We start from the raw sequence: 26,128 nt of genomic DNA, 5'->3' as shown, positions 1-26,128 counted from the left end.
TCACTCGTCCGTGAAGGCGTGGAACAGCGAATCGAGCATGCGCGGGAAGGCCGGATAATCCAGCACGCCCTGCAGCTCTACGCCGCGATACAGGTAGGCAGCACGAACCTCCGGCTGCTGCTGCCAGGCGAGCAGGCACTCCAGCGCCACGAAGTCGGTGTGGTACTTGCGGTGCCAGCGCGTGAAGTGCGCCCAGTGCTCCGCCCCGAGCAACGTCTCGAGGTCGGGCAACTCGGCCAGCGGCGTGGGCCGGGGCCCCTCGCGGAAGAACCAGAGGATGAACAGGAAGAAGCGGTTGCGCGGCCGTGCCAGGTGCGGCTGCAGTTGCTGCGCCAGGGCCTCGCTGTCGAGGGCCGGGCCACTGGGCAGGGACTCGAGGAACGTCAGGAAATCACCGAACGCCGCATCGCTCTCGCGGTAGCCCAGCCAGCGCTGCCAGAGCAAGGGCCAGTAGCCGCACGGCTGCTCGGGGTCGAACCCGCTGAAGCCTGTGGGCAGCAACTTGCGCCACACGGGCTTGCCTTGCATCGAGGGGGGGAGCACGAGTCCGACCATAACCTACCTGTCTGGAAGCGGTTCAGGCGGCCCGGCGGGCGGCCCGACCTGAACGGAAAATTGACGTATCCCGCGCTGCAGCAAGATTCACACCAGCAAGTTGACACCTGCCTGGCGCGCAAGGCTCTGCAGCGCGGCCGGATAGCTGAAGCCATCCATGAAAAGGTAGCCCGGCCGGCCACGGATGAAGTCGATGTAGCGCCGCGCGTGATCGTTGTTGCGCGACGCCATAAAGAACACCGCGTACTTTTCCTGGCCCTCGGGCACCGGCTGCACCGGCCAGCAGGCCTTGTGATCGAGGCGGGTGTTGAAGATGACCATGTCCCCCGCCTCGCTCAGCACGCGCAGGCCCTTCTGGCTCTCCTCGTACCAGCGCATGTCCACCCGGTGGGACCCGGGGATCACCTCCAGGCCGCCACCGTGCTCGGGCGTATTAGCCTGGAGATAGAAGGCGATCTGCACGATGTCGCAGTCCGGCTCCCAATGGAATCGATGCCCGGCCTTCTGCTGGGAGTCGGTGTCCTTGTGCCAGGTTCCATAGCCCTTGCGGTGCAACGCGGTCTCCGGCAGGACCACGAAGTCCTCGCCCAGGAGGATCTTCAGCACGGCGAGGATCTCGCTGTCGAAGATCGCCTTCCACACCGAGGGATAGCGGTTGAACACGTCGATGCGGATGTCGCCCAGGCCGGGGTTGTCGTAGATGTCGCCGGCATAGCGCGGCTCCCGCTCGAACAGCACCGCCAGTTCCTTGCGCAGCCGCTGCGCCACCTCAGGCGACAGCAGCTGCTTGATCAGGGCGAAGCCGTTGTCCTGGTAGGTCTGACGCAGGGCGCGGGCGAACTCCTCGTAGTCAGACATCGGCAGCGCCCGGCTTGCGGGCCATCACCCACATGTGGGAGGACATGCCGGCATCGGCGATGAAGCGCTGGAAGGCAGCGCCCAGCTCGTCCCAGCGCTCGAACAGCACCTCATGGAGGAAGGGCTCGAGCTGCCCCTCGCGCCCCTGGGCGGCAATGCCCTTGCGCACCAGCTCGGCGTCCAGCTTGCCGGGGGTGATGCACTTCAGCGTGGCCAGGCCGTGGCGCTCCAGCAACAGGGGCAGCGAACGGGTATTGAAGTAGTTGAGGTGCTCGTGATCGACGCAGGGGCTGTCGGGGCCGAGCTGCTGTACATCGAAGCCGGCGCCGTTGGGGCAGGTGAGGATCAGCACCCCGCCCGGGCGCAGCAGGCACTCCAGGCTGGCCACCACCTGGCCGGGGTCGAACAGGTGCTCGATGACCTCGAAAGCGACGATCAGGTCGAAGCGGCGGTCGGTCGTAGCGGCGAAATCCTCGACCCGCGACTCCACCACCTCGAAGCCCTGCTCGCGGCAGATGCCCGCCAGGTCCGGTGTGGGCTCGATGCCGACGATGTGCCGCCACAACCCGCGCTGCTGCATCTCGCTGCAGAAGGAGCCGTAGCCGGCGCCGATCTCCAGCATCTCGCCGAACGGCAGGCCGACTTCATGGCACAGCTCCAGCACCCGCTCCACGCGCGGCACGATCACCGACTGGTGGCGTGCGGCGGCGGACGCCGGGTAGATGTGCCGCGCCCAATAGGCGTAGTTCTCGCTGCTGCGGTAGAAGTCGCCGAGCAGAGCCTCCCCCGGTCGCGGGTTGACGTAGAAGGTGGTGCAGGCCTGGCAGTCCTGGTAGCGGAAGCCGTTCTTCTCGAACTTGAAGCGTGCCTCGCGGGAGCCACACGCCGGGCAGGCCGCCTCGACGAACTCGTCGTTGCGTGCCAGCAACATGGCGATGTCGCGCAGCAGGGCCACGCGCTGCCCCGCCTGCAGGCGGGAAGGTCGGATGTCGTCTTCTTTCATGTCCCCTCCTCCCGTTGCTCAGTTGGCCCGGCGGTATTTCTGCTGCTGGTCTTCCGGCAGGTGCACCGGTCCGTAGGCGCTGGCTTCACCCCAGATATTGTCCTTCCACCACTGGCCGTCCTCGATCCACCAGACGCGCGGCGAGCGGAAGGTGTCGGCCACCTCCCAGAATTCGCGCTCGGTCAGGCCCACGTAGTCCAGCCAATGCTGCAGGTCGCTGGACACCACGTGGTCCATCTTGCGCACGATCTCCACGCCCTCCTCGCGGGTCATGTAGCCGGCGCGGATGTCCTTGGAGGCATGGTCGGAGGCCCGGCCGTAACCGAACTTGATGAACTTGAGCAGGTCGTGCACGCCGTTCTCGTAACGGTCGTCCAGGTTCGACATCTGCCGGTAGGTGCGCTCGAAGGGCTTGTCCGCCATCTTCCAGCCGTAGTTCTCCTGCACCAGGCGCGTGTGCTGGTTGGCGTCCCAGGGGAAGAAGTTGCCGATGTAGATGCCACGCACCTTGGATTTGAGAATCTCCGCATCGCCCGGGTAGCGCGCCCAGAGCAGGTCCTTCTCGCGCAGCGGCTCCGCCGGGTCGTCGAGCATGTCGTGCCACTCGAAGCCACGCAGGGCATGCTCATGACGGACCCGCGCGCTGAATTCGACGTAGTCGTCCGGGTCGAACATCCCGGAGATGTCCCAGGCGGTCTCGCCCCAGATGATCAGCGGAATGTCGAACTTCACCGCGATCTGGATGGGGTAGGTCATGATCCCGCAGTGGGCGTGCCAGTTCATGTCGCCCATCTTGCGGAAACACAGGCGGTTGAGGCGCTTGAGCACCTCGACGCTGGGGCCGAAGACCATGTGGTCGGCATCGAACACATGGCGCATGCGGTCGCGGTTGTAGTCGCCCTCGGGCAGGTAGTTGTTGCCGTGGTAGGTCACCAGCAGCGGCTTGAGGCCGTACTGGGCGGCAATCACATGGGCCTGGTAGTAGCTGTCCTTGCCACCGCTGACGGGGATGATGCAGTCGTAGTTGTCGTTGCGCTTGCCGGCGCCGGTTTCCTCCAGCACCCGTTCGAAGCGCTTGCGGCGTTCGTCCCAGAAGCTGTCCGTCAGTTGGGCGAACTGCTCGGCCACCTGGCAGGCCGAACAGACCCCCTGCTCATCCAGCATCAGGTTGACGCTGGCCCTCGGGTACACGCAGCGGCTGCAATATTCCACGGAACTCTCCTAAAGACTCAGCAATTGCGGGCTGCGCACATTGAGCCCGCGATCGAATAGGTACTGGCGCGCCAGATAGACGCTCTGGTCGGTGTAATGAAAGACGTTGGCGGCGGCCACGGCGTCCACCCCGGTCTGCTCCAGGGCCTGGGCCAGGTGCTCCCACTCGCCCACGCCACCCAGGGCGATCACCGGGATGCTCACCTGCCGGCAGACGATGTCCAGCAGCTGCAGATCGTACCCCTGGCGGGCGCCGTCGCGTTCGATGGAGTTGATCATCACCTCGCCGGCGCCGCGCGCCTGCAACTCGCTCGCCCAATCGGCGACGAAGCGCTCGGTGGGGCGCTTGCCGCCTTCGGCAAACACCCTATAGCCGCCCTCCTCCCGGGCCACGTCCACGGAAACGACTATGCACTGGGAGCCGTACTCGCGGCTGGCCGCCTCGATCAGGCCGGGGTTATCCAGCGCGGCGGTGTTCAGCGTCACCTTGTCGGCACCGGTGGCCAGACGCCGGGCGATATCGTCGAGGCTGCGGATGCGGCCACCGAGGGTGATGGGCATGAAGGAGGCCCGCGCCACCTCGGCGACGATGGCGTCGATGTCGCGCAGGTTGCCGCTGCCCAGATCATCGCGGCCCATGTCGTAATGGTCGTCGCGGCTGATGTCGAGGTAGATCAGCTCGTCCGCCGCCCAGTCGCTCAGGCGCTTGACCGCCGCCGAGGGGTTGCCCAGAACCTGGTGGCGGGAAAAGCGCTTGCTCTGTACCAGTTGGCCGTTCTTCAACAGCAGGACGGGGATCAGGCGTTTCTTCTTCATGCCAGCTCCAGGAAGTTCTTCAGCAGCTGCGCACCGGCACGCTGGCTCTTCTCCGGGTGGAACTGCACGCCCAGCACGTTATCCCGGCCGATGACCGCAGCGAAGCGGCTGCCGTATTCCACCGTGGCGATGACGTCGCCAGGCTCCGCCGCCTGGAAGGCGTAGCTGTGCACGAAATAGAAGTCCGGCGTACCTTCCAGCCCGGCCAGCAAGGGGTGCGGCCGTGCCTCGCGGATATCGTTCCAGCCCACGTGGGGCAGCGGCAGCCCGGGGGCCTCCAGGCGCTCCACCCTGCCGGGAATCCAGCCCAGCCCGGCGGTGGCACCGAATTCCATGCCCTCGTCGCTGAGCACCTGCATGCCCACGCAGATGCCGAGGAAGGGCTTGCCCTGGGTGAATACTGCCTCGCGCACGGCCTCCATCGGCAGGCTGCCCTGGATGCGCGCCATGGCCGCCCCATAGGCACCCACGCCGGGCAGCACCAGGTGGGTGGCATCGGCGATGGCCGCCGGGTCGTTGGACACCTGGGTCTCAGCCAGGGTGGCGAACAGGTTGGCGACCGAACGCACGTTGCCCGAACCGTAGTCGAGGATGCACACCCGACTCATCGATCGCCCCCGAGCAGGTGCCGCCATGCCAGGGCCTGGCCACGCTTGAGCGGTTCACTGGCGACACAGTTCAGCACCTCATCCAGGTGCTTGGGCGGTAGGCCGAAGCCGGGTCGGATGGCGCGCACGGTGTCGGGGGTGAACGGCTCGCCGGCGGCCATGTCGCGTACCACATAGAGGGAGCGACGGAATACCAGCGACTTGCGCTCGGCCGGCGTCGGCCCGTAGTGAACCTGACCGAGGGCCTGCCAGGCCCGCTCGGTCTCGGCCACCAGCGACGCCAGCTCGGCCGGTTCGAGGGAGAAGGTCGAATCCACACCGCCGTCGGCGCGGCTCAGGGTGAAGTGTTTTTCCACGACGCGGGCCCCCAGGGCCACCGCCGCCACCGAGGCGCCGACACCCAGGGTGTGGTCGCTCAGGCCGATCTCGCAGCCGAACAGCTCGCGCATGTGCGGGATACTGCGCAGGTTGGTGTTGCTCGGGCTGGCCGGGTAGGTGCTGGTGCACTTGAGCAGTATCAGTTGCTGGCAACCCGCGCCACGCGCCGCCTCGACGCAATCCTGGATTTCCGCCAGGGAGGCCATGCCGGTGGAGATGATCAACGGCTTGCCGGTGGCCGCCACGCGGCGGATCAGGGGCAGGTCGGTGTTTTCGAAGCTGGCGATCTTGTACGCCGGCACGCCGAGGGACTCGAGGAAGTCCACCGACGAGGCGTCGAACGGGGTGGAGAAGGCCTCCAGCCCACGTTCCCGGGCGCGCTGGAAGATCGGCTCGTGCCACTCCCAGGGCGTATAGGCCTCGCCATACAGGCGGTAGAGCGAGGTACCGGTCCAGGGGCTGTCGGGGTCGCCGATGTGGAAGTCGCCCTCGTCCAGGTCCAGGGTCATGGTGTCCGGGGTATAGGTCTGCAGCTTCAGGGCGTGGGCACCGGCGTCCGCGGCCGCGTCGACCAGCGCCAGCGCGCGTTCCAGGGACTGGTTGTGGTTGCCGCTCATCTCGGCAATGACGAACGGCGGATGACCTTCACCGATGTGACGCTTACCAATCATGAAAGAAGTCATTCCACCTCTCCTACCTTGCGCAGCACGATCTCGTAGCGATGACCGTGCAATTCGAAAAACGCCGGATAACGCTCGGGGTCGGCGACCCGTAACAGATTGAACTGCTCCGCCAGCGGCTTGTGGGGGTCGATCCGGCTGTCTTCGGGCCGGCGCCGACGGTAGTGGCTCGGCTCGCCTGCCTGGGGGCGTGCGGCACAGCTGTCGCAATGGGCCAGCGCCCACTCCATCAGCTCGAACTCGGCAGCGAACAGGCGGGCGTTGATCTCGTCGCACAGCTCGTGCCCATCCAGGGTGAACGCCAGCTGCTGCCAGATATCGCCGGAGTCGACCGGGTCGGCCGCATCCAGCAGGGTGACCGTGATCCGCCCTGCCCCTTCCAGTACCTGCCATACATGGGGGGACATGCCCCTCCCCGCCGGCAGGTCGCTGGCATGCAGCACCAGCGTGTGGCGATAACGCGCGCGCAAGGCCGGGCCTATCAGCTGCTGGCATGAAATCAGAAAGAGGAACTCGCCGCCCTCCAGGGTGCCCATGTCGCTGTGCAGGGTCGCGCCATGGGCATCACACCATTGGACGAGCCCCGGCAGAATGGGGTGTCGCGGGTCGGAACACAGGACATCAATGCGCATCGGCGCCTCCGGCTTCGAACATCATGCGGGCCACCCGCTCGGCACCGGCGCCATCGCACAGGGCCGCGGCACGGGTGCGCATGCCGTGCAGAACCCCGGTGTCGGCGAGCAAGTCAGCTGCGGCATCACGCCAGGCGCTGCCAGGCAGTGCATCGGCCATTCCCAGGTAGCGCTGGATACCCGCTCGCTCGCCCGCCAACCCGATCGACACCTGGTTCTCACTGAAGGCGGCCACCACACCGGGCAAGCCCAGGCAGGCGCGCTCCCAGGTGACGGAACCACCCGCGCCCAGATAGAGATCGGCGTGCCACATGAGCGCCGCCATCTCCTGCGTGTCGACGTGCAGACGCAAGGCCGGCTCGACCGCCGCCAGCGCGCGCAACTCGGCCAGCGCAGCCGAAGCTCCGCCCACCACCACGTCGATGGAAACCGGCAACGACAGCAGCTCGCGCACGACGCCGGGCAACGCGCGGCTGCCCTCCCCGCCGCCGAAGAACAGCAACAGCCTGGGCTTGCCATCTACCGCTGGCCGGGGCTTGCGGCGAAAGCGGGCGAACTCCGGACGCAACAGTGCGTAGCCAGGCCCGAACAGCCTGACGGCGAGCTCTTCTCCGCGCGATGGCGGGTACGCCTCGGCCTCATCGGCCAGCAGGTTCTGGTCCAGCAGCGCATTGACGCAATGGCGGCGCTGGGGCAGGTCATCGATCGCCAGCAGGCGTGGTGCAAAGGCCCGGGCAGCGCGTTCCCACTGCATGCCCAGGCCGTAGTGATCAAGCACGACCCAGTCAAAACGCTGCCCTTCCAGCACCGTGCCCAGGTGGTCCAGGTCTTCCTTCTCCGGGATCGGCGCCTCGGCCAGGCCGCTGGTCTGTTCCCCGGCATAGGTGGCCGGCAGCTCGTGGAGTGGAAAATCCTCGGCTATCCGCGCGCCCAGGCCACCGCGCAGGGCACGGCTGGCGAAATGGCAGTCCGCCCCAAGCTCACGCAGCGCCTTCGCCAACGTAAGGCAACGCATCACGTGCCCGTAACCCAGGCTGAGTGAGGCATCCGCGCGAAACAGCACGCGCATCTCAGATGTCCCCCTCCAGCAGGAGGCTGGCGTACATCAGTTCGGCGCGGTGCCAATCCTCGGGGCTGTCGATGTCCTGCACCAGGTAACGCGGCAGCACCAGCGGCAATGAGTGCGAACCGTGCAGCGCCTTGCCCTCGGCCCAGGCGGCAGCCCGGCCCCAGTAGAACTGCCCGGCGTCGTGGTAGGCGCGCTCCAGGTCCTGGGAGCGGGTTTGCTGGTATTCGGGGTAGAGCGATTCGACGCCGCCATCGGCATTCACCCGCAGGGCGCGCTGCACCGGCGCGGCATAGTCACTGACGGTGAAGGCGTAGTCCTTGTCCGCGCGCGCAGCCAGCAGCTCGAAGCCTTCGCGGAGCTTCTCCGGCAAAACGAAGGGCGCGGTGGCGTAGAGGCAGCAGGCGTAGTCGGGGTGGTAGCCGGCGGCGGCCAGCTCGCGCAGGGCGTGCTGGATGACCTCGACCGTGCCGGCATGGTCATCGGCCAGGGAGGCCGGGCGCACGAAGGGCACCTCGGCGCCCAGGGCCAGAGCCACATCGGCGATCTCGCCATCATCGGTGCTCACCACCACGCGCTCGAACAGGCAACAGGCCAGGGCCGCGCGGATGGAGTAGGCGATCATCGGCTGGCCCTGGAAGGACCGGATGTTCTTGCGCGGAATCCGCTTGCTACCGCCGCGCGCGGGGATGATGGCGACCTTGCTCATGGGCGTTTTTCCAGAAGGAACCAGTTGATGTCGTCGGTCGGGAAATTGACGTCGCGCCGATAGACGAAGCCGTAGTCGACCAACTGCAGGTCGGGGTACAGGTCGAGCATTTCACCGGCGAAATCGCGCTTGAACAGCTTGCCCTCATGGCCGCGGTAGCTGATCTCCACCGGCGAGGGGCTGTAGTACTCGGCGATCAGCACATGGCGGCGGCTGGCCTCATGGAGTTTGGCATAGGCCTGGGGCAGCAGTTCCGGCGACAGATGGATGAGCACGCCACGGGTGAAGGCCAGGTCCACCTGCTGTTGCACCGGGTAGTCGAACAGCGAGCCGTGCCACACCTCGGCGATACCCAGGCCCTGGGCGATATCCCGGGCCTTGGCGTTGAGCTCGACGCCCAGCAGCGTCGCCTGGGGCAACAGGCGGTTGAGCGCACGCAGGTTGAGGCCCCGGTTGGTGCCCAGCTCCAGCAGGCTGTCGATGCGCCCCGCCCGGCGCAGGGCCTGGGCGAAGAAGGCCGTGGCGCTGGCCACGGGCACATCACCGTCATTGCGGTCGACGTACTGGTCGCCGAACTCGCCCTGCCAGAATCGTTCTTGCTCGGTCAGCTCACGCACGGGTTTCTCCAGTCACTGCAGGACGCTGGCGAGGGTGCTCGCCACCTGGTCCTGCTGATCGTCGGTCAGGTCGGGGAACAGCGGCAGGCTCAGGGCCTCGGCGTAGTAGCGCTCGGCCTCGGGGAAGTCGCCCGGGGCGAAGCCCAGCTGCTGGTAATAGGGCTGCAGGTGCACCGGGATGTAGTGCAGGTTGACGCCGATACCGGCGCCGCGCAGGGCTTCGAATATCTCACGGTGGCTGCGTTGCAGGCGCTCCAGGCGCAGGCGCACCGGGTACAGGTGCCAGGCCGGTTCGGCGCGTGCCTGCAGCTGCGGCAGGCCCAGGGGCAAGTCGGCCAGCAGGTCGCCGTAACGGGCCACCAGTTGCCGGCGACGGGCGACGAAGGCATCCAGGCGCTGCAACTGGGACAGGCCGAGGGCGGCTTGCAGGTCGGTCATGCGGTAGTTGAAGCCCAGCTCCAGCTGCTGGTAGTACCAGGGGCCTTCGCTGGGGCCGGTCATGGCGGCCGGGTCCCGGGTGATGCCGTGGCTGCGCAGGCGGCGCAGGCGCTCGGCCAGCTGCGGGTCGTTGGTGGTGAGCAGGCCGCCCTCCGCCGTGGTGATGATCTTCACCGGGTGGAAGCTGAACACGGTGATATCGGCATGCTCGCAGCAACCCACCGGCCGGCCGCCATAGCTGGCGCCGATGGCGTGGGAAGCATCCTCGATCACCCGGAAGCCGTAGCGCCGCGCCAGCTCGCCGATGCGCGCCATATCGCAGCTCTGCCCGGCGAAGGCCACGGGGATGACCACCTTGGGCAGGGTGCCGTCGCGCTCGGCGCGCTCCAGGCGGGCTTCCAATTGGCTAACGTCGAGGTTGAGCGTAGCCGGGTCGATGTCGACGAAGTCCACCTGCGCGCCGCAGTACAGGCCGCAGTTGGCGCTGGCGACGAAGGTGTTGGGGCTGGTCCAGAGCCGGTCGCCCGGCCCCAGGTCGAGGGCCAGGCAGGCGATGTGCAGCGCCGCAGTGGCGTTGCTCACGGCCACGCCATGACCAGCCTGGCAGTGCTGGGCGACGGCCTGTTCGAAGCGCTCGATCGCCGGCCCCTGGGTGAGCCAGTCGGAGCGCAGGGTGTCCACCACCGCGTCGATGTCCGCCTGGGAGATGTTCTGCCGACCATAAGGAATCATGGTCAGGCCCAGGTGTCCGCCAACTGGCGCAGCTCGGGCACGCTCAGGTAGTGGGGGTTGCTGTCGGAGACGTACTCGAAGCCCTCTTCCACCGCCACGCCCTGGCAACCCAGGCCATCACGGGTGTAGTCGTATTCGGTATTGAAGGTGATCGACGGGGCGATGACGAAGTGCCGGTCGAATTCGAAGGTGTGGGTGCTGTCATCGCGGGAGATCATCATCTCGTGCAGCTTCTCGCCGGGACGGATGCCCACCAGCTTGTGCGGCATGCCGGGCGCCAGGGCCTCGGCCATGTCGGTGATGCGCGCGGAGGGGATCTTCGGCACGAACAGCTCGCCACCGTGCATGCGCTCGAAGCTGCGCAGGACGAAATCGACGCCCTCGTCGAGGGTGATCCAGAAGCGGGTCATGCGCGGGTCGGTGATCGGCAGCTCACGGGCGCCATCGGCGAGCAGGCGGCGGAAGAAGGGCAGCACCGAGCCACGCGAGCCGACCACGTTGCCGTAGCGCACCACGGCGAATCGGGTCTGGTGGTCACCGGTGATGTTGTTGGCGGCGACGAACAGCTTGTCGCTCAGCAGCTTGGTGGCGCCATAGAGGTTGACCGGGCTGGAGGCCTTGTCGGTGGACAGCGCCACCACCTTCTGCACGCCGTTGGCCAGGGCGGCGTTGATGATGTTCTCGGCACCGCTGACGTTGGTGCGGATGCATTCGGTGGGGTTGTATTCGGCGGCGGGCACCTGCTTCAGGGCCGCGGCGTGGACCACCAGGTCGATGCCGCGCATGGCCTGCTGCAAGCGCTCGGCGTCGCGTACGTCCCCCAGGAAGTAGCGCATGCAGGGGGCGTTGAACTCCTGCTGCATCTCGTACTGCTTGAGCTCATCGCGGGAGAACACCACCACCCGCTTGGGCTGGTAGTTCGCCAGCAGGGTGCGAATGAACGCGCGACCGAACGAGCCGGTGCCCCCGGAAACGAAAACGGACTTGCCATCGAACATGCTGCTCTCCCCTGCCCATGTCAGCCGGCCCTGCGCCGGATGAGCGCGCTGCCTTTATTGCCGACAGTTTTATGGCACTCGCTTTTGATGTCGAGACCCAAAGCAAGCATGGTGCCAACCCGTTGAAATGCAAGGCGGGTCGGCAAGGGGCTAGGCGACGGCGGGCCACCACGCGCCAGGCGCGCGGTGGCGGGATCAGTTGAGGAAGTTGAACAGGCTCAGGCCGCTGATCTTCACGTAGCTCTGCTGCGCCGCCTGGAGGATGGTGGATTGCATGGTCAGGCGCGACAGAGCCTCGGCGTAGTCGAGGTCTTCCAGGGAGGATTGCACCGACTTGTTCACCAGGCTCACGTCATCGACGAAGCCCTCGGTGGTGTCCAGGGTGTTGAGGCGCGCGCCCACCGAACCCTGCACGCCCAGCACCTTGGTGTTGACCGCGTCGAGGTTGGAGGTGGCAATCGCCACGGCATCACGGATCTGCCGGTTGCCCTCGGGGGTGTCCGAGGAGGACTGCAGCGCCTTGCGCAGGTCGGACACCACGTTGAGCAGGCTGCGCTTCTCGGTGTCCGGCTTGCGGTTGACGGCGAAGTCGTCGCCCGCAGCGGGCGCGCCATCGATCTGCACCTTGACGCCGCCGTAGGTGATGAAGTCGGAGGTCTGCGAGTTGGTGTCCAGGGCCCCGGTGGCCAGTTGCCCGGCGGGCGGCGTGGCGGGGTTGTAGGTGTTCCAGTCGTAGCCCACCGGCAGGGTCGCCGGGTCGTAGACCACATAGCGCTGGGAATCGAGGAAGTGGATGCCGATGGCATCGGTCGCCGCCGGCGGATTGCTGGCGGGGAACGTGGTGTCGTAGGCGGTCTTGTCGATCACCAGGCCCTGGGAAATGCTCGCGGTGCTGCCGGTGCCGGTCGCGCTCTTCGAGGTGGTCACACGGTTGGCGTTGAACACGTTCTCGAACAGGTCCTTGCCGTTGTCGCCCAGGGCCAGGAAGGTGCTGCTCGCCACCTGGACCTCGCGGCGACCTTCGTCGCCCTGATAGCTATAGGTGCCGTCGGCGTTGCGCACGAAGGGCTGGGTGTCGGCCTGGGCGCCGGAGAAGAGGTACTTGCCGCTAGCGTCCTTGCTGTTGAGCAGGCTCATCAGCTCGTCTTCGCGCTGCTGCAGCTCGGTGCCCAGGGAGGCCTTGTCGGTGGCGTCCTGGGCACCATCGCCTGCCTGCACGGCGATTTCGCGGATGCGCTGCATCACGGTGCCGATGGAGTTGAGGATGCTCTCCTCGCTGTTCAGGCTGTTCTTCGCCGCCGTGATGTTCGACTTGTACTGCCCATTGAGGGATTCCTCCTGGCTCAATTGCAGCAGACGCACCGAGGCCACCGGATCGTCGGCAGGCGTAAGGATGCGCTTGCCGGTGCTGATCTGTTCCTGGGTCCGGGTCACGTTCCCGTAGTTCTTCTGCAAGCCCGCGACCTGGTTGTTGAAAGCCTGGATAGTCGAGATTCTCATGTCACATCAGCCTTTAATTGAAGGCGCCGATCAATGTATCGAACAACGCGCGCGCAACTTGAATGACCTGGGCGTTGGCATTGTAGTACTGCTGGAACTGGATCAGGCTCGCCGCCTCTTCGTCCAGGTTCACGCCCGACAGCGAATCACGGTTTTCCTGCGCCTGCTTCAGCACCGCCTCGCCGGCATCGGCATTGACCCGCACCTGGGCGGTCAGCGAACCGACCCGCTCCACCAGCCCGCTGTACGCGTCGGTGTAGGTGGCGCCGGTGGTGCCGTTGCCGACCACCGGCTTGGTCTGCAGGCCAACCAGGGCCAGGGCGTTGCGGTTGTCGCCGGTGCCCTTGTTGTTGAAGGCCAGGCTGAAGCTGTCACCGCTCTGCGGCGTGCCACCCATGGTGAATTCGTAGGTGTAGCTGTTGTTGGTCGACGGATCGGTGTAGTTCAGGCGCAGGGTGTTGGTCTGCCCCGGCGTCAGCGCCGTGGTCGAGGGCGACACGTAGCTCAGGGTCGCGCCGGCCGGCAGGGTGCCGTTGAGGGTGTTGGTGGTGGCATCGAAGGTGAGCCCGATGCCGTTGGTACCGAACAGGTCCTGCAGGTCGGTGATATTGATGGGTGACGGCCCGCTGGTGAGGCTGGGCTGGCTGATGGTGCCGGAGCCACGGTTATTGGTGGTGGCCTCGGCCCGTGCGGAGCCGGAGAAGGCCAGCTGGTCGGAGGCCTTCAGCGTGCTCTCGAAATCCGTGGCGCCGCGCCGGGTGGGTTGCAGGGTGAAGCGATCGTTGGCCGCCGGCAGGGTGCTCATCTGCACCTGGAAGCCCTGGCTGTTACCCGCCGCATCGGCGAAGCTCAGGGTGTACGGCCCGGTACCGGTCACCGAGACGGTCATCGGCGCGTTGTCGGACAGGCGCGTGGCGGTGAAGTTGGTGCCGTCGTAATCCAGTCGGTAGTCGCTGGTGCCCAGCTTGCTGGTATCGGTGATATTCAGCGCCGCGCTGGCGGTGCCGGTGTTGTTGACGTTCGGCAGCACCCGCAGCGAGGCGTCCTGGGGGTCGTTGATGTTGCCGAACAGCGGGCTGCCGGCGCGACCGGCAGAGTCCAGGCCCTGCCCCAGCTGCTTGTTGATGGTGTCGGAGATGGTGATCGCCAGTTGGCCGAGGCTGTTGTACGACTGGTCCAGCGTGGTATCGCGGTAGGCCAGCAGGCCGCCCATCTCGCCGCCGGAGATCTGCGTGGTGATGGTTTGCGACACACCGCCGGTGACCAGGTCGATCTGGTAGCGCGACGGGTCGTCGACGCCGGGCTTGGCGCGCAGCGTGGAGGCGGTGTTGCCCACCACCAGGGGCTGGCCGGTGCCGACGAAGAGGCTGACGCTGCCGTCGCTCTGCTCCAGGGTCTTGACGCCGATCATCTCGGAGATCTTGCGGATGGTTTCTTCGCGGGCGTCCAGCAGGTCGTTGGGCTCGGCGCCACTGGCGCGCGCCTTGGCGATGGCATCGTTGTAGTTGGCGACGTTGGCCGCCAGGGAATTGACCTGGGTGGTCAACGCGCCGAGCTGGTCGTTGATCTGGCTGTTCTGCTTGTCCAGTTGGTCATAGAGCGTGTTGAAAGCGTCTTCCAGGCCCTTGGCCTGGGACAGCACCGCCTCGCGTGCGGCCACCGAGGACGGGTCCTGGGAGGCGGTCTGCAGCGAGGTGAAGAAGCTCTTCAACGCCGGGCTGATGCCGGTGGTGGTGTTGGACAGCAGCCCGTCGAGCTGTTCGATCTGGCTCTTGAAGGTCTGCAGCTCGCTGTTCTGGCTGGTGGCGGTTCGCAACTGCGAGGTAAGGAATTCACTGGCCAGCCGGCGCACGTCGACCACCTGACTGCCGGAGCCGATGTAGCCGCCACCGGTGAACTGCGGGACGTTGGTCTGCTGCACCGCCTGCTGCCGCGAGTAGCCGGGGGTGTTCACGTTGCTGATGTTGTGTCCGGTCACCGTCAGGGCGGTCTGCGACGTACGCAGGCCCGACAGTCCGATGGATAACAGGTCAGCCATGTCTCATCCTCATGAACGCGGCACCACCGCATCGCCCGCCGCTACAGCCTGATAGGTCTGCATCTGCCGGGCGATCTGGGCGACCTTGCGCGCGTACTGCGGGTCGGTCGCGTAGCCGGCCTGCTGCAGTTCGCGGACGAATCGCTCAGGCTTGTCGGTTACTTCCAGTGCCTCTTGATATCGATCGTTCCCCTGCAGAAAGTTCACATAATCGTGGAAGCTCTGCTGATAGGAGTCGTATGCGCGGAACGATGCCGCTTCCTTGACGGCTTGGCCGTCCTTGAATTCGGTGGTCAGGGCGCGGGCCGACTGGCCGTCCCAACCGTGGGACTTGATGCCGAACAGGTTGTGGCTGCTGCTGCCGTCCTGCTGGCGGATGATCGACTTGCCCCAGCCGGTCTCCAGGGCGGCCTGGGCCACCAGGTAGCGCGGGTCGACGCCGATGCTCTTCGCCGCTTCCTGGGCCATGGGCAGCATGGTGTCGATGAATTCCTGGGGCGAACGGAAGGCCGACTTGCCCGGCGCCAGCGGCGGCTGGGCGATGCGCCGGCCGATCACCGCGTCATTGCCGTCCACCCGCGTGGCACCGCTCTCCGGCGCACCATAGGATTTGGCCGGCACCCAGTCGGCACCCGCCAGGGCCTGGTTCTGCGCGACGGCCGCCTGGGCCGCCGCGCCCTCTCCGGCGCTGGCGGACGGCACGATGCCGGCCAGCAGCCGGTCGGTGAGCTTGCCCGGCAGGCTGATGCGGCGCATGGCCAGCAGCTTGGAGTCGTCGCGACCGTCGGCCGGTGCTTCGAGCTTGCTGCCTTTCTGCGGCCAGCTGATGCCGTTGGTCTCGGCCACCTGGGCGAAAGGGTTGGGCCCGGTGGCCTTGGATGCGCCCTTGTTCTTCGACAACTGGCGGGTGAGCACGTCGGACAGGCCGATGCCCTGTCCCTTGGAAATGGTCACGGCCAGCTGCTGGTCGTACATGTCCTGGTAGGTCTTGCTCTCGTTGCTGTTGAGGAAGTTGCCTTCGGCGAACACCTCGTTGGCCGAGCGCATGGCCTTCATCATTTCGTTGAGGAACAGCGACTCGAACTCCTGGGCGACCTTCTTGATGTTCTCGTCGCTGTCCCGGCCCTTGCCCACCTTGAATTGGGCCATGCGGTTGAGGTCGGTGTACGCGCCCGAGTCGACGGGGCTGGAGCCCCCGAGGCCGGCAGAAAACTTGGAGTCCATGGTCGCCTCCTCAGATCACGATCAGGTCGGCCTGGAGAGCGCCGGCTTGCTTCAGCGCCTCGAGGATGGCCATGAGGTCGGACGGGGCCGCGCCCACCTGGTTCACCGCGCGGACGATCTCGTCCAGCGTGGTGCCGGGGCCGAACTTGAACATCGGCTTGGCCTCCTGGTCGGCATTGACCTTGGAACGCGGCACCACGGCGGTCTGCCCGCCGGACAGGGCGCCGGGCTGGCTGACGATCGGGTCTTCGGTGATGGTCACAGTCAGGCTGCCGTGGGTGACGGCGGCCGGCTGCACCTTGACGTTCTGGCCGATGACGATGGTGCCGGTACGCGAGTTGATGATGACCTTGGCCACCGCCTGGCCGGCTTCCACCTCGAGGTTCTCCAGCACCGCCATGTAGTCGACGCGCTGGCTCGGGTCCATGGGCGCGGTGACGCGCACCGAACCGCCATCCAGGGCCTGGGCGACGCCCGGGCCGAGCAGTTCGTTGAGCTTGTCGACGATGTTCTTGGCGGTGGTGAAGTCCGGGCGATTGAGGTTCAGGGTCAGGTAGTTGCCCTGGTCGAAGCCGCTGGGTACCGGGCGCTCGACCGTGGCGCCGGCGGGAATGCGGCCGGACGACGGAACGTTGACGGTGATCTTCGAGCCGTCGCTGCCCTCGGCGTCGAAGCCGCCCACCACCAGGTTGCCCTGGGCGATGGCGTAGACGTTGCCGTCGATGCCTTTCATCGGCGCCATCAGCAGGCTGCCGCCGCGCAGGCTCTTGGCGTTGCCGATGGAGGAGATGGTCACGTCGATGGCCTGGCCCGGCTTGGCGAAGGGCGGCAGGTCGGCGTGGATGGACACCGCCGCGACGTTCTTCAGCTGCACGTTGCCGGAGCCGGCCGGCACCTTGATGCCGAACTGCGCCAGCATGTTGTTGAAAGTCTGCAGGGTGAAGGGCGTCTGGGTGGTCTGGTCGCCGGTGCCGTTGAGGCCCACCACCAGGCCGTAGCCGATCAACTGGTTGTTACGCACGCCCTGAATGCTCGCCAGATCCTTCAGGCGTTCGGCATGAACGGCCGTGGCGGCGAGCAACAGGCAAAGGGCAGCGGTCAGTCGTTTCATCTTCGCAATTACCTGCTCAGAACGGCCACAGGGGGCTCATGAAGAAGCGGTCGAACCATCCTGGCTGGCTGGCATCGGCGAAGGCGCCGGTGCCGGAATAGGTGATGCGCGCATCGGCGATGCGGTTGGAGGAGACGCTGTTGTCGGTGCCGATGTCATCGGCGCGGACCAGGCCGGCGATGCGCACCAGCTCGTCGCCGGTATTGAGGGTCATCCACTTCTCGCCACGCACGGCGAGGATGCCGTTGGGCAGCACTTCGGAGACGGTGACGGTGATCGAGCCGCTGAGGCTGTTGCTCTGCCCCGCCTGGGAGTTGCCGCTGGTGTCGCGGCTGCCGCTGTAGCCGACGTCCATGGACAGGTTCTCCGCCTTGAGCGGATTGAGGCCGGTGCTGGGGTTGTCGACCCGCACGCCGCCGCCGAACAGCGAGGTCAGCCCGAGGTTGGCGGTGCTGTCCTTCTGGATCTGCGAGGTGGCGTTCTTGCTGGCCTGGGTGCGCTCGTTGAGGGTGATGGTGATGATGTCACCCACACGATACGCCTTGCGGTCGTCGTAGAGGTTGGTTTCGAAGCCGGCCTGATAAATGGAGCCGTTGTTCTGCGCGGCGGGCATGGGCGTGCGCGGCAGGACAGGGGCGTAGTAGGGATCGTTCGGTTTGGCGGCCGGCGCGACGCACCCGGTGAGCAGGTGGGCGGCGAGCAGCGAGACAGGAAGGATCAGCCGGTTCATGACAACTTACCTCGGGGGTATTACAGGTTCTGCGAGAGGAAACCAAGCATGGAATCGGCCGTGGAGATGACCTTGGAGTTCATCTCGTAGGCGCGCTGGGTGGTGATCATATTCACCAGCTCCTCGACCACGCTGACGTTGGAGTTTTCCAGGGTGTTCTGGAGCACGTTGCCCAGGCCGGTCAGGCCCGGGGTACCGACTTGCGGAGCGCCGCTGGAGGCGGTCTCCAGGAACAGGTTGTTGCCGATGGCCTGCAGGCCGCCGTAGTTGACGAAGTCGGCGGTCTGGATGTTGCCGATCACCTGGGGCGTGGGGTTGCCGAAGGTGGTGACCGACGCAGTGCCGTCCTCGCCCACGGTGAAGGTCTGCACCTCCGCCGGGAGCACGATGGCTGGCTCCAGGGCATAGCCCTGGGAGGTGACGACCTGGCCGTCGGAGTTCAGGTGGAAGCTGCCGTCACGGGTATAGGCGACGGTGCCGTCCGGCATCAGGATCTGGAAGAAGCCGCGGCCGTTCACCGCCAGGTCCAGGGGCTGCTCGGTGGTCTGCAGGCTGCCCTGGGTGAAGATCTTCTGGGTGCCGGCGATGCGCACACCGGTACCCAGTTGCAGGCCGGTGGGCAGTTCGCTGTCCTGGCTGCTCTGGGCGCCGGGTTGACGGCGGATCTGGTACAGCAGGTCCTCGAACTCGGCGCGATCACGCTTGAAGCCGGTGGTCGACACGTTCGCCAGGTTGTTGGAAATGGTGGTCAGGTTCATGTCCTGAGCCGCGAGGCCCGTCTTGCTGACCCAGAGTGCCGGAAGCATCTTCGTTCTCCTCGGGCGCCGGTTTCATGGCGCCGCGTACTGGTAATTAGCTGAGTTGCATGACCCGTGCCATCGCCGAAGCATCATCTTCGGCGGTGCGCATCATCTTCACGTGCAGTTCGAACTGGCGGGACAGCGAGAGGATCGCGGTCATCTCTTCCACGGCATTGACGTTGCTGCCTTCGAGGAAGCCGGAGGTGACCTGGACGGTGCCGTCCACGCCGGCCGGCTGGCCGCTCTTCAGGCGGATCAGGCCGTCGGTGCCTTTCTCCAGCTGCTTGGGATCGGGGTTGACCAGCTTGATGCGGTCGACCTCGGCCATCACATTGGGGGCCTCGCCCAGGGCGCGGATGCTGATGGTGCCGTCGGCGCCGATCTCCACCTTCTGCTCCGGGGGAATAGCGATGGGGCCGGCATTGCCGATCACCGGCAAGCCGTTGCCGGTGCGCAGCTGGCCGAGGGCATCCACCTGCAGGCTGGCGGTGCGCACATAGGCTTCGCTGCCATTGGCGGACTGCACGGCGATCCAGCCCTGGCCGCCGATGGCGATGTCCATGTCACGACCGGTCTCCTGCATGGGGCCGGGGGTGAAGTCGGTGCCGGGGCGCTCGCTCATGGCGTAGACCCGCGCCGGGAAGGTTTCGCCGAACACGGGCATCGAGCGCGCCTGTTCGTAGTCGCGACGAAAGCCGGTGGTGGAAATGTTCGCCAGGTTGTTGGCGTGGGCACGCTGGGCCAGGGTGTTCTGGCTGGCGCCTGTCATGGAGACGTACAGCATCTTGTCCATGGGGTTCTCCGAGTGGGCTTTTGACGCCCGCTGACTCTTTGCAGGCTATTCAGCAATTGCTGTGCCAGAACCCGAAAAACAACCACAAGACACTGATTACAAAGGAAAAACAGAAAAGAAAAAGGCCCGAGCAAAGGGCCTTCGAATGCCGCGGCGGCGAGGGGCTGCCGCCAGCGGCAAGGTCTTTGCCGCCCGATGAGCCGGGCGGCAAACACCACTCAACGCAGGTTGATGATGGTCTGGGTGACCGCGTTCTCGGTCTCGATGGTCTTGGCGTTGGCCTGGTAGTTGCGCTGCGCCACGATCAGGTCGACCAGCTCGGTGGAGATGTCCACGTTGGACGCCTCCAGGGCGCCGGACTGCAGCGCGCCCAGGGTGCCGGAACGCGGGGTGCCGATCACCGGCTCGCCGGATTCCGACGACTGCACCCAGGACGTCTTGCCCACCGGGGTGAGGCCCTGGACGTTGGCGAAGTTGGCCAGCACCACCTGGCCCTGGATCTTCGACTGGCCGTTGGTGTAGCGGGCGAAGATGTTGCCCTCGTCGTCGATCTCCAGGCCCGACAGCTGGCCGGTGGTGTAGCCGTCCTGGGCGACCTTGGTCACCGCGAAGGCGCTGGAAAACTGGGTCGAGCCGCGGATATCGAAGCTGATGGTCGGCGCGGCGGCGGCACCGTTGGCGCTCCATACCGGCGGGGTGGCGCCGTTGGACTGCGCCGGCACCCAGCCGGTGATGCCCAGGGTGCCGTCGGTGTTGACGGTGAAGCCGCCAGTACCGGTGAAGGTGCTGGTGTCGAGCTGGCCGGAGCTGGTGAAGCCCACGGTGGTGCTCATCGGCGCGGCGCTGGCCGGGTTGGTCGGGCTGCGGCCATCGATCAGCACGTTCATGGTCCAGGTGTTGGCCGGGGTGGCCGACTTGACGAAGTACTGGGTCATGACGTGGGCGTTGCCCTGGGCGTCATAGATGTTCACCGAGGTCGACGAGTTGTAGGTGGTCGGGTCGGCCGGGTCGAACGGCGTCTTGGTGGGCACCGTGTTGGTGGAGTTCAGGTTGAACGGCTGGGTGATGGTGGTGGTGGCCTTGGGCTGCTGGTTGTTGGTCTGGATCACCAGATCGCCCACCACGCCGCTTTGCAGCGCACCGTTGGCATCCACCGAGTAGCCCTGCAGGCGATAGCCGTTGTTGTCGACGATATTGCCGTTCTTGTCGGTGCCGAAGTAGCCGGCACGGGTGTAGCTGATGGCGCCGTTGTTGCTGGTGATGAAGAAGCCGTTGCCGTTCACCGCCAGGTCCAGGGCGTTCTCGGTGTAGTCGATGGTGCCCTGGTTGTAGAGCTGGGCGACGTTGCCCAGCAGCACGCCGCTGCCGATGGTCTTGCTGCCGGAGCCGAGCACGGACGCCGAGTACAGGTCCTGGAACTCGCCACGGGACTGCTTGAAGCCCACGGTGCCGGCGTTGGCGATGTTGTTGCCAGTGATATTGAGGTCACTGGAGGCGGCGCGGATGCCGCTGAGTCCGATATTGAAAGACATGGGATGCTCCTGTAACGCCGGCGCCGCCGACGATTATTGACCGATGACCTTGACCTTGGAGAGTGCGACGCTGCCCAGCCCGGCGAGGTTGAGCGTCATCTCGCCGCCGTTCAGGCCGAGGGTGACGCTGTCCACGTTCGCCGGCAGGTTGGTGGACATCGCCACCGTCTTGCCGTCGATGGCCGCTTCGGCCTGGAAGGTGTAGGTGCCATTGGGCGCGACCTTGCCGCTCGAATCCTTGCCGTCCCACATGAAGCTGACCTGGCCGGCGCTCTGGGCGCCCAGGTTGATGCGGTTGACGGCGTTGCCCTTGCTGTCCAGCACGTTGACGTAGACGTTGGTGCTGGCGCCGGTGAGGTTGACGCTGCCCTTCATGGTCTCGCTGGTGTCCACCACCGCCTTGTTGGTGGTGACGATGACCTTGCGACCGACCAGGGACGAAGCCTGCAGCGCCTGGGAAGATTGGGTGCTGGAAAGAATGGTGTTCACACTCTTGTTCAAGTTGTCCAACCCCTCGACCGTACTGAACTGGGCGAGCTGCGCCACGAATTCGCTGTTGGTCTGCGGGTCCAGCGGGTTCTGGTTATTCATCTGTGCCACCAGCAATTGAAGGAACTGGTCCTTGCCCAGCTCCTTGGACTTGGCGGTGTCCTTGAGTTTGTACTGGTCCAGTACCGAGGTACTGGTAGTGGCGCCTACGTCAACGCTCATCTGGTCGCTCCCTCACGCACTCACTGACCCAGGGTCAGCACGCGCTGCATCATCTGTTTGGCGGTGTTCATCATTTCGACGTTGGTCTGGAAGGCACGGCTGGCAGAAATCATGTCGGCCATCTCCTCCACCACGTTGACGTTGGGGTAGTACACGTAGCCGTCGGCGTTGGCAGCCGGGTGGTTCGGCTCGTAGCGCGGGGTGAGCGCGCTCTGGTCTTCGATCACGCCCAGCACCTGCACGCCACGGCCGGATTCGTCCTCGCCGGCGAACAGCGAGCTGCTGCCACTGCCGCTCTCGCTGTTGAGCTGGCTCTGGAACATGGTGGCGAACACCGGGTGGCGGGCACGGTAGGTCTGATTGAGGCTGGAGGACACCGTCTCGGCGTTGGCGATGTTGCTGGAGATGGTGTTCAGGCGAGTGCTCTGGGCGCTCATCCCGGTGCCGGCAATGTTGAAGACGCTGGACAGTGACATGGTGGTGTTCTCCCTTATTCGCCGCGCAGGGCAGCGACCAGCCCTTTGAATTTGCTATTGAGCATGGTGAAGCTGGCCTGGAACTGCATGGAGTTCTCGGTGTAGGTCGATTGCTCCTGCTGCAGGTCGACGGTGTTCTGGTCGATCGAGGGCTGGAACGGAATCCGGTACTTCAGGCTTTCGTCGAACAGGCTGGCGCCTTCGGCAGCGATGTGACGCTGGTTGGTCAGGTTGGCATGGAAGGTGCCCTTGCTGTTCTCCACCTGCTGCTGGAGCACAGCCTTGAAGTCCAGGTCACGCGCCTTGTAGTTGGGCGTGTCGGCGTTGGCGATGTTGTTGGCCAGCACTTCGGCACGCTGGGTGCGGAAGCTGAGGGCCTTTTCATGGATGCCGAGGGCGCTTTCGAAGCTGATGCTCATGTCTCTAACCTTTGCCGGCTGGCAATGTCGGTTTACCTGCATGATATTCAGCAAAGGCTGTGCCAACTTTTAAATCCCTTTATTTTCAATAGCTTGCGATAAATCCGCAGCGCAACCGAGGCGGCAACGGCAAGGCGTTACCGCTTTTGCCGGTGCCGGCGGCAACGCGGACGAGCGGTGTTGCCGCTGAGCGGCAATGGCCGGCAGCGGTGATTGCCGCCCTGCCCTCTCCTTCATCTGTGTGGTCTAGGCTTTGGTTTCCGTTTGGCGGCAGCCGCTGCGCAACGCCGCCATCACCCCTTGAATCGACGAACCCGAGGAGATCGAAATGCCCATCGAAAAAGCCCTGTATCGCGCCTACGCCGAAGCCTACGGCGGCCGTGAAGGCCGCGCCGTATCGTCCGACGGGGTATTGGATGTGAAACTCACCACGCCCAAGGAGCTGGGTGGCGCAGGCGGCGAAGGGACCAACCCGGAGCAGCTGTTCGCCGCCGGCTACTCGGCGTGCTTCCTCGGCGCCATCAAGTTCGTCGCCGGCAAGCAGAAGGTCAGCCTGCCGGACGATGCCTCCATCGAAGGCATAGTCGGCATCGGCACCCTGCCCACCGGCTTCGGCATCGAAGTGGAGCTGCGCATCTCCCTGCCCGGCATCGACAAGGCCGTGGCCCAGGACCTGGTCGACAAGGCCCACGTGGTCTGCCCCTATTCCAACGCCACTCAGGGCAACATCAAGGTCACCCGCACGCTGGTTTGAGCCCGCCCGCAGGCAAATAAAGCAGGCCAATAAAAAGGGAGGCTTTCGCCTCCCTTTCTCGTGTCGCGCTACCCGGTCATTTGACCTTGTAGATGATCCCCGGGCTGCACTGCACCATCTGGTACAGCTCCGGCAGGCCATTGAGCGCCTCGGAAGCACCGAGGAACAGATAGCCGCCAGGTTTCAGCGTGGCGTGGATGCGCGTGAGGATGTCCTTCTTCACCTCGGCGGAGAAGTAGATCAGCACGTTGCGGCAGAACACGATGTCGAACTTGCCCAGCGCCGCGTAGCTGTCCAGCAGGTTCAGCGCGCGGAACTCGACACGGTTGCGGATCGCCGGCTTGACCACCCAGCGCCCCGGCCCCTTGGGGTCGAAGTAGCGGGTCAGGCGGTCCTGGGAAAGTCCGCGCCCCATCGCCAGGCTGTCGTACTCACCGGCCTTGCAGGCGGCAAGCATCGAGCTGGACAGGTCGGTGGCGACGATGCGCACCCCGGCCTTGAGCTGGCCGAGGTTGACCTTCTCGAACTCGTCGATCGCCATGGACAGGGAAAACGGCTCCTGCCCGGAAGAACTGGCGGCCGACCAGATGCGCAGCGGCTGGTTCGGCGAGGCCTTGATCATTTCCGGCAACACCCGGCTCTTCAGCACCTCGAAGGGATAGGTGTCGCGAAACCACAAGGTCTCGTTGGTGGTCATGGCATCGACGACCTGCTCGCGCAGGCCGCCACGCGGGGAACCCTGGATCTTCTGTATCAGCTCACCCAGCGACTTGATGCCGTTCTGTTCCATCAGCTTGTTAAGGCGGCTGGATACCAGGTACTGCTTGTTGCTTCCCAGCAGGATGCCGCAGGTTTTTTCCAGGAAGATCCGGAACTGCTCGAAATCCAAGTTACCTGAAGACACTAGGCCCGCCTCATTCATATCTGTTTCCTGGGGGAATCATCCCTCAGCCGCCATCCGCGATTCTGATCCGCTCGATCACACGTGCAGCCAGGTCGTCGGGTCGGAACTTGGCGAGAAAATCATCCGCGCCGACCTTCTTCACCATCGCCTGGTTGAACACGCCGGAGAGCGAAGTATGCAGGAGGATGTGCAGTTTCTGCATTCTCGCATCGCCTCGGATCTCCGCCGTCAGCGTATACCCGTCCATTTCCGGCATTTCGATGTCGGAAATGAGCATCAGCAGCTCCTTCTCAGGTGCCTTGCCCTGCTCCACCAGGTCATGCAGGTAGTTGTACGCCTGCCGGCCATCGTTGAGCGCGGTGACCTCGACGCCGACGGTCTCCAGACAACGGATCAGTTGCTTGCGGGCCACCGACGAGTCGTCGACGATCAGCACCCGCTTGGTCACGGCACTGGCTTGCGTGTTCTGGTCGATCACGCCCTCGGAAATCACTTCGGAAGTCGGTGCGACCTCGGCGAGGATCTTCTCCACGTCGATGATCTCCACCAGGTTCTTGTCGACCCGGGTAACTGCGGTCAGGTAATGCTCACGGCCGGTGCCCTTGGGTGGCGGATGGATCTCCTCCCAGTTCATGTTGACGATGCGCTCCACCGAGCGCACCAGGAAGCCCTGCACCTTGGTGTTGTATTCCGTAATGATGACGAAGCTGTTCTTCAGGTCATCGAGGCCGCGTCGACCGGTGGCCATGGCCAGGTCGAGAATCGGGATGGTGCCCCCGCGGATATTGGCCACGCCGCGAACCACAGGGCTCGACTTGGGCATGATGGTGAGCTTGGGGCACTGCAGCACCTCCTTCACCTTGAACACGTTGATCCCGTATAGCTGGGTCCCATCCAGCCGGAACAGCAGCAACTCCAATCGGTTCTGACCGACCAGTTGCGTACGCTGGTTAACCGAATCCAATACACCGGCCATGCCAGGACTCTCCCGTTATTAGCTTCAGCACGCTTCGCCTTAGAGTAGCAGGCGGCACGGGCCTTGCTTTTGATCTTGATATGAACGCTATGACGACGATTTTCCGACACACGATGGCACAACGCCGCCATCTTTTTAAGGCCGTTTTACCTATTTTGTTCTGCCTCGGCCACAACGGCGCCTCGGCGGAGGAACTCACATCGCCCGAAGTCCTTATCGGCTCCACCCAAGGCTTTCTTGAGTTCACGGTGGAGGATTATCTGCAGACCAACAATATCCCCGGTCGTTACGACATTCAGATCAACCGGCTCGACCCGAGGTTGCGCCTGGCGGCTTGCGACAGGGAATTGACGGTCACACTCGAAAGCCCGGCACAACCCATCGGTCGGGTCACCGTCGGCGTGCGCTGTGAAGGCAGCACGCCATGGAGCGTCTACGTCCCCGCGCAGGTCCGGCTGTTCCGCGAAGTAATAGTAGTAGCCCGTCCGCTGCGGCGTGGGGCAGTCGTCAGTGCGGATGACTACAACCTGGTGGAACGCGAGGTCGGCCTGCTAAACCAGGGCTACCTCACCGACCCGGCGCAGGCCGAAGGCTACAAGCTCACCCGCGCCGTGGTCGCCGACCAGGTGCTGGCACCGGTGCACCTGGAAATGGCCGAGGTGATCCGCAAGGGCGACCAGGTGGTGATCATCGCCAAGAGCTCCAGCATCAGCGTGCGCATGCCCGGCGAAGCGCTCTCCGACGGCTCCCCCGGGCAGCAGATCAGGGTGCGCAACCTGCAGTCCAAACGGGTGGTCAAGGCGCGGGTCACCGGCCCGGGCCAGGTCGAAGTGGCCATGTAGCTGTATATAGGCACGA

At 65.3% G+C, this 26,128-nt stretch carries 28 protein-coding genes; 2 read left to right on the top strand and 26 right to left on the bottom strand.

Going from position 1 to position 26,128, the window contains the following annotated elements; all coding sequences use genetic code 11:
• The 24 genes from OEJ36_RS14170 to flgB all read right to left on the bottom strand — a co-directional run bounded on the left by OEJ36_RS14170 (position 1) and on the right by flgB (position 22,636).
• Positions 1–513, bottom strand: a complete 513-nt coding sequence (locus tag OEJ36_RS14170) for a hypothetical protein (protein WP_263402039.1) — start codon at positions 511–513, stop codon at positions 1–3.
• Positions 514–642: 129 nt separating this feature from the next.
• Positions 643–1,413: a phytanoyl-CoA dioxygenase family protein gene (locus tag OEJ36_RS14165; protein WP_263402038.1), complete on the bottom strand. Its 771-nt coding sequence runs from the start codon at positions 1,411–1,413 to the stop codon at positions 643–645.
• Positions 1,406–2,416, bottom strand: coding sequence for a class I SAM-dependent methyltransferase (locus OEJ36_RS14160; RefSeq protein WP_263402037.1), 1,011 nt, complete (start codon positions 2,414–2,416; stop codon positions 1,406–1,408). The genes OEJ36_RS14165 and OEJ36_RS14160 overlap by 8 nt, the downstream gene beginning before the upstream one ends.
• Positions 2,417–2,434: 18 nt before the next feature.
• Entirely contained in the window at positions 2,435–3,628 is a 1,194-nt protein-coding gene (locus tag OEJ36_RS14155) for an N-acetyl sugar amidotransferase (protein ID WP_263402036.1), read from the bottom strand.
• 9 nt (positions 3,629–3,637) lie between these two features.
• Positions 3,638–4,444, bottom strand: coding sequence for an imidazole glycerol phosphate synthase subunit HisF (gene hisF, locus OEJ36_RS14150; RefSeq protein ID WP_263402035.1), 807 nt, complete (start codon positions 4,442–4,444; stop codon positions 3,638–3,640).
• Positions 4,441–5,052 (bottom strand): imidazole glycerol phosphate synthase subunit HisH, encoded by a 612-nt coding sequence (hisH, locus tag OEJ36_RS14145; protein ID WP_263402034.1) that lies wholly within the window; start codon positions 5,050–5,052, stop codon positions 4,441–4,443. The genes hisF and hisH overlap by 4 nt, the downstream gene beginning before the upstream one ends.
• Positions 5,049–6,113, bottom strand: a complete 1,065-nt coding sequence (gene pseI / locus OEJ36_RS14140; protein ID WP_263402033.1) for a pseudaminic acid synthase — start codon at positions 6,111–6,113, stop codon at positions 5,049–5,051. The genes hisH and pseI overlap by 4 nt, the downstream gene beginning before the upstream one ends.
• Entirely contained in the window at positions 6,110–6,742 is a 633-nt protein-coding gene (locus tag OEJ36_RS14135) for a formyltransferase family protein (protein ID WP_263402032.1), read from the bottom strand. The genes pseI and OEJ36_RS14135 overlap by 4 nt, the downstream gene beginning before the upstream one ends.
• A complete protein-coding gene (pseG, locus tag OEJ36_RS14130) occupies positions 6,732–7,811 on the bottom strand; it encodes a UDP-2,4-diacetamido-2,4,6-trideoxy-beta-L-altropyranose hydrolase (RefSeq protein WP_263402031.1) in 1,080 nt (359 codons plus the stop codon). Before pseG ends, OEJ36_RS14135 begins: the two co-directional genes overlap by 11 nt.
• Position 7,812: 1 nt before the next feature.
• Positions 7,813–8,517, bottom strand: a complete 705-nt coding sequence (pseF, locus tag OEJ36_RS14125; protein WP_263402030.1) for a pseudaminic acid cytidylyltransferase — start codon at positions 8,515–8,517, stop codon at positions 7,813–7,815.
• Positions 8,514–9,134 carry a pseudaminic acid biosynthesis-associated methylase gene (locus OEJ36_RS14120; RefSeq protein WP_263402029.1) on the bottom strand — a complete coding sequence of 207 codons (621 nt, stop codon included), beginning with the start codon at positions 9,132–9,134 and terminating at the stop codon, positions 8,514–8,516. The genes pseF and OEJ36_RS14120 overlap by 4 nt, the downstream gene beginning before the upstream one ends.
• Before the next feature lie 12 nt (positions 9,135–9,146).
• On the bottom strand, positions 9,147–10,304 hold the full coding sequence (gene pseC / locus OEJ36_RS14115; RefSeq protein ID WP_263402028.1) for a UDP-4-amino-4,6-dideoxy-N-acetyl-beta-L-altrosamine transaminase: 1,158 nt from the start codon (positions 10,302–10,304) through the stop codon (positions 9,147–9,149).
• Between the two features lie 2 nt (positions 10,305–10,306).
• On the bottom strand, positions 10,307–11,302 hold the full coding sequence (gene pseB, locus OEJ36_RS14110; protein ID WP_263402027.1) for a UDP-N-acetylglucosamine 4,6-dehydratase (inverting): 996 nt from the start codon (positions 11,300–11,302) through the stop codon (positions 10,307–10,309).
• A gap of 195 nt (positions 11,303–11,497) precedes the next feature.
• The gene (gene flgL / locus OEJ36_RS14105; protein ID WP_263402026.1) at positions 11,498–12,802 is read right to left on the bottom strand and encodes a flagellar hook-associated protein FlgL; all 1,305 of its coding nucleotides are present in this window, start codon (positions 12,800–12,802) and stop codon (positions 11,498–11,500) included.
• 13 nt (positions 12,803–12,815) lie between these two features.
• The gene (flgK, locus tag OEJ36_RS14100; RefSeq protein WP_263402025.1) at positions 12,816–14,840 is read right to left on the bottom strand and encodes a flagellar hook-associated protein FlgK; all 2,025 of its coding nucleotides are present in this window, start codon (positions 14,838–14,840) and stop codon (positions 12,816–12,818) included.
• Positions 14,841–14,849: 9 nt separating this feature from the next.
• On the bottom strand, positions 14,850–16,064 hold the full coding sequence (gene flgJ, locus OEJ36_RS14095) for a flagellar assembly peptidoglycan hydrolase FlgJ (protein ID WP_263402024.1): 1,215 nt from the start codon (positions 16,062–16,064) through the stop codon (positions 14,850–14,852).
• Between the two features lie 10 nt (positions 16,065–16,074).
• Complete coding sequence (locus OEJ36_RS14090; RefSeq protein WP_411861011.1) at positions 16,075–17,184, bottom strand: flagellar basal body P-ring protein FlgI; 1,110 nt, start codon at positions 17,182–17,184, stop codon at positions 16,075–16,077.
• 7 nt (positions 17,185–17,191) lie between these two features.
• Positions 17,192–17,905, bottom strand: coding sequence for a flagellar basal body L-ring protein FlgH (gene flgH / locus OEJ36_RS14085; protein WP_184488951.1), 714 nt, complete (start codon positions 17,903–17,905; stop codon positions 17,192–17,194).
• 20 nt (positions 17,906–17,925) lie between these two features.
• Complete coding sequence (gene flgG, locus OEJ36_RS14080; protein WP_021220623.1) at positions 17,926–18,711, bottom strand: flagellar basal-body rod protein FlgG; 786 nt, start codon at positions 18,709–18,711, stop codon at positions 17,926–17,928.
• Between the two features lie 46 nt (positions 18,712–18,757).
• Positions 18,758–19,498, bottom strand: coding sequence for a flagellar basal body rod protein FlgF (locus tag OEJ36_RS14075; RefSeq protein ID WP_263402022.1), 741 nt, complete (start codon positions 19,496–19,498; stop codon positions 18,758–18,760).
• Positions 19,499–19,716: 218 nt separating this feature from the next.
• A complete protein-coding gene (gene flgE / locus OEJ36_RS14070; protein WP_263402021.1) occupies positions 19,717–21,030 on the bottom strand; it encodes a flagellar hook protein FlgE in 1,314 nt (437 codons plus the stop codon).
• Positions 21,031–21,063: 33 nt separating this feature from the next.
• Positions 21,064–21,741, bottom strand: coding sequence for a flagellar hook assembly protein FlgD (gene flgD / locus OEJ36_RS14065; protein WP_263402020.1), 678 nt, complete (start codon positions 21,739–21,741; stop codon positions 21,064–21,066).
• 20 nt (positions 21,742–21,761) lie between these two features.
• Positions 21,762–22,217, bottom strand: a complete 456-nt coding sequence (gene flgC, locus OEJ36_RS14060) for a flagellar basal body rod protein FlgC (RefSeq protein ID WP_021220627.1) — start codon at positions 22,215–22,217, stop codon at positions 21,762–21,764.
• Positions 22,218–22,231: 14 nt separating this feature from the next.
• Positions 22,232–22,636: a flagellar basal body rod protein FlgB gene (gene flgB / locus OEJ36_RS14055; protein ID WP_043245562.1), complete on the bottom strand. Its 405-nt coding sequence runs from the start codon at positions 22,634–22,636 to the stop codon at positions 22,232–22,234.
• Positions 22,637–22,964: 328 nt separating this feature from the next.
• Here flgB and OEJ36_RS14050 point away from each other — a divergent pair, with 328 nt between their 5' ends.
• A complete protein-coding gene (locus OEJ36_RS14050) occupies positions 22,965–23,390 on the top strand; it encodes an organic hydroperoxide resistance protein (protein WP_263402019.1) in 426 nt (141 codons plus the stop codon).
• A 76-nt stretch (positions 23,391–23,466) separates the two neighbouring features.
• Here the strand turns inward: OEJ36_RS14050 and cheR are convergent, their stop codons facing one another.
• Positions 23,467–24,294 carry a protein-glutamate O-methyltransferase CheR gene (gene cheR, locus OEJ36_RS14045; RefSeq protein ID WP_263402018.1) on the bottom strand — a complete coding sequence of 276 codons (828 nt, stop codon included), beginning with the start codon at positions 24,292–24,294 and terminating at the stop codon, positions 23,467–23,469.
• Between the two features lie 43 nt (positions 24,295–24,337).
• Positions 24,338–25,270, bottom strand: a complete 933-nt coding sequence (locus OEJ36_RS14040) for a chemotaxis protein CheV (protein WP_263402017.1) — start codon at positions 25,268–25,270, stop codon at positions 24,338–24,340.
• Positions 25,271–25,350: 80 nt separating this feature from the next.
• Here OEJ36_RS14040 and flgA point away from each other — a divergent pair, with 80 nt between their 5' ends.
• Positions 25,351–26,112 (top strand): flagellar basal body P-ring formation chaperone FlgA, encoded by a 762-nt coding sequence (flgA, locus tag OEJ36_RS14035; protein ID WP_411861007.1) that lies wholly within the window; start codon positions 25,351–25,353, stop codon positions 26,110–26,112.
• Positions 26,113–26,128: the final 16 nt, after the last annotated feature.

The organism is Pseudomonas sp. PDM13 (genome assembly GCF_025685765.1).
In the GTDB taxonomy this organism is placed as follows: Bacteria; Pseudomonadota; Gammaproteobacteria; order Pseudomonadales; family Pseudomonadaceae; genus Metapseudomonas; species Metapseudomonas solani.
This window is presented reverse-complemented; position numbering and strand designations above follow the sequence as displayed.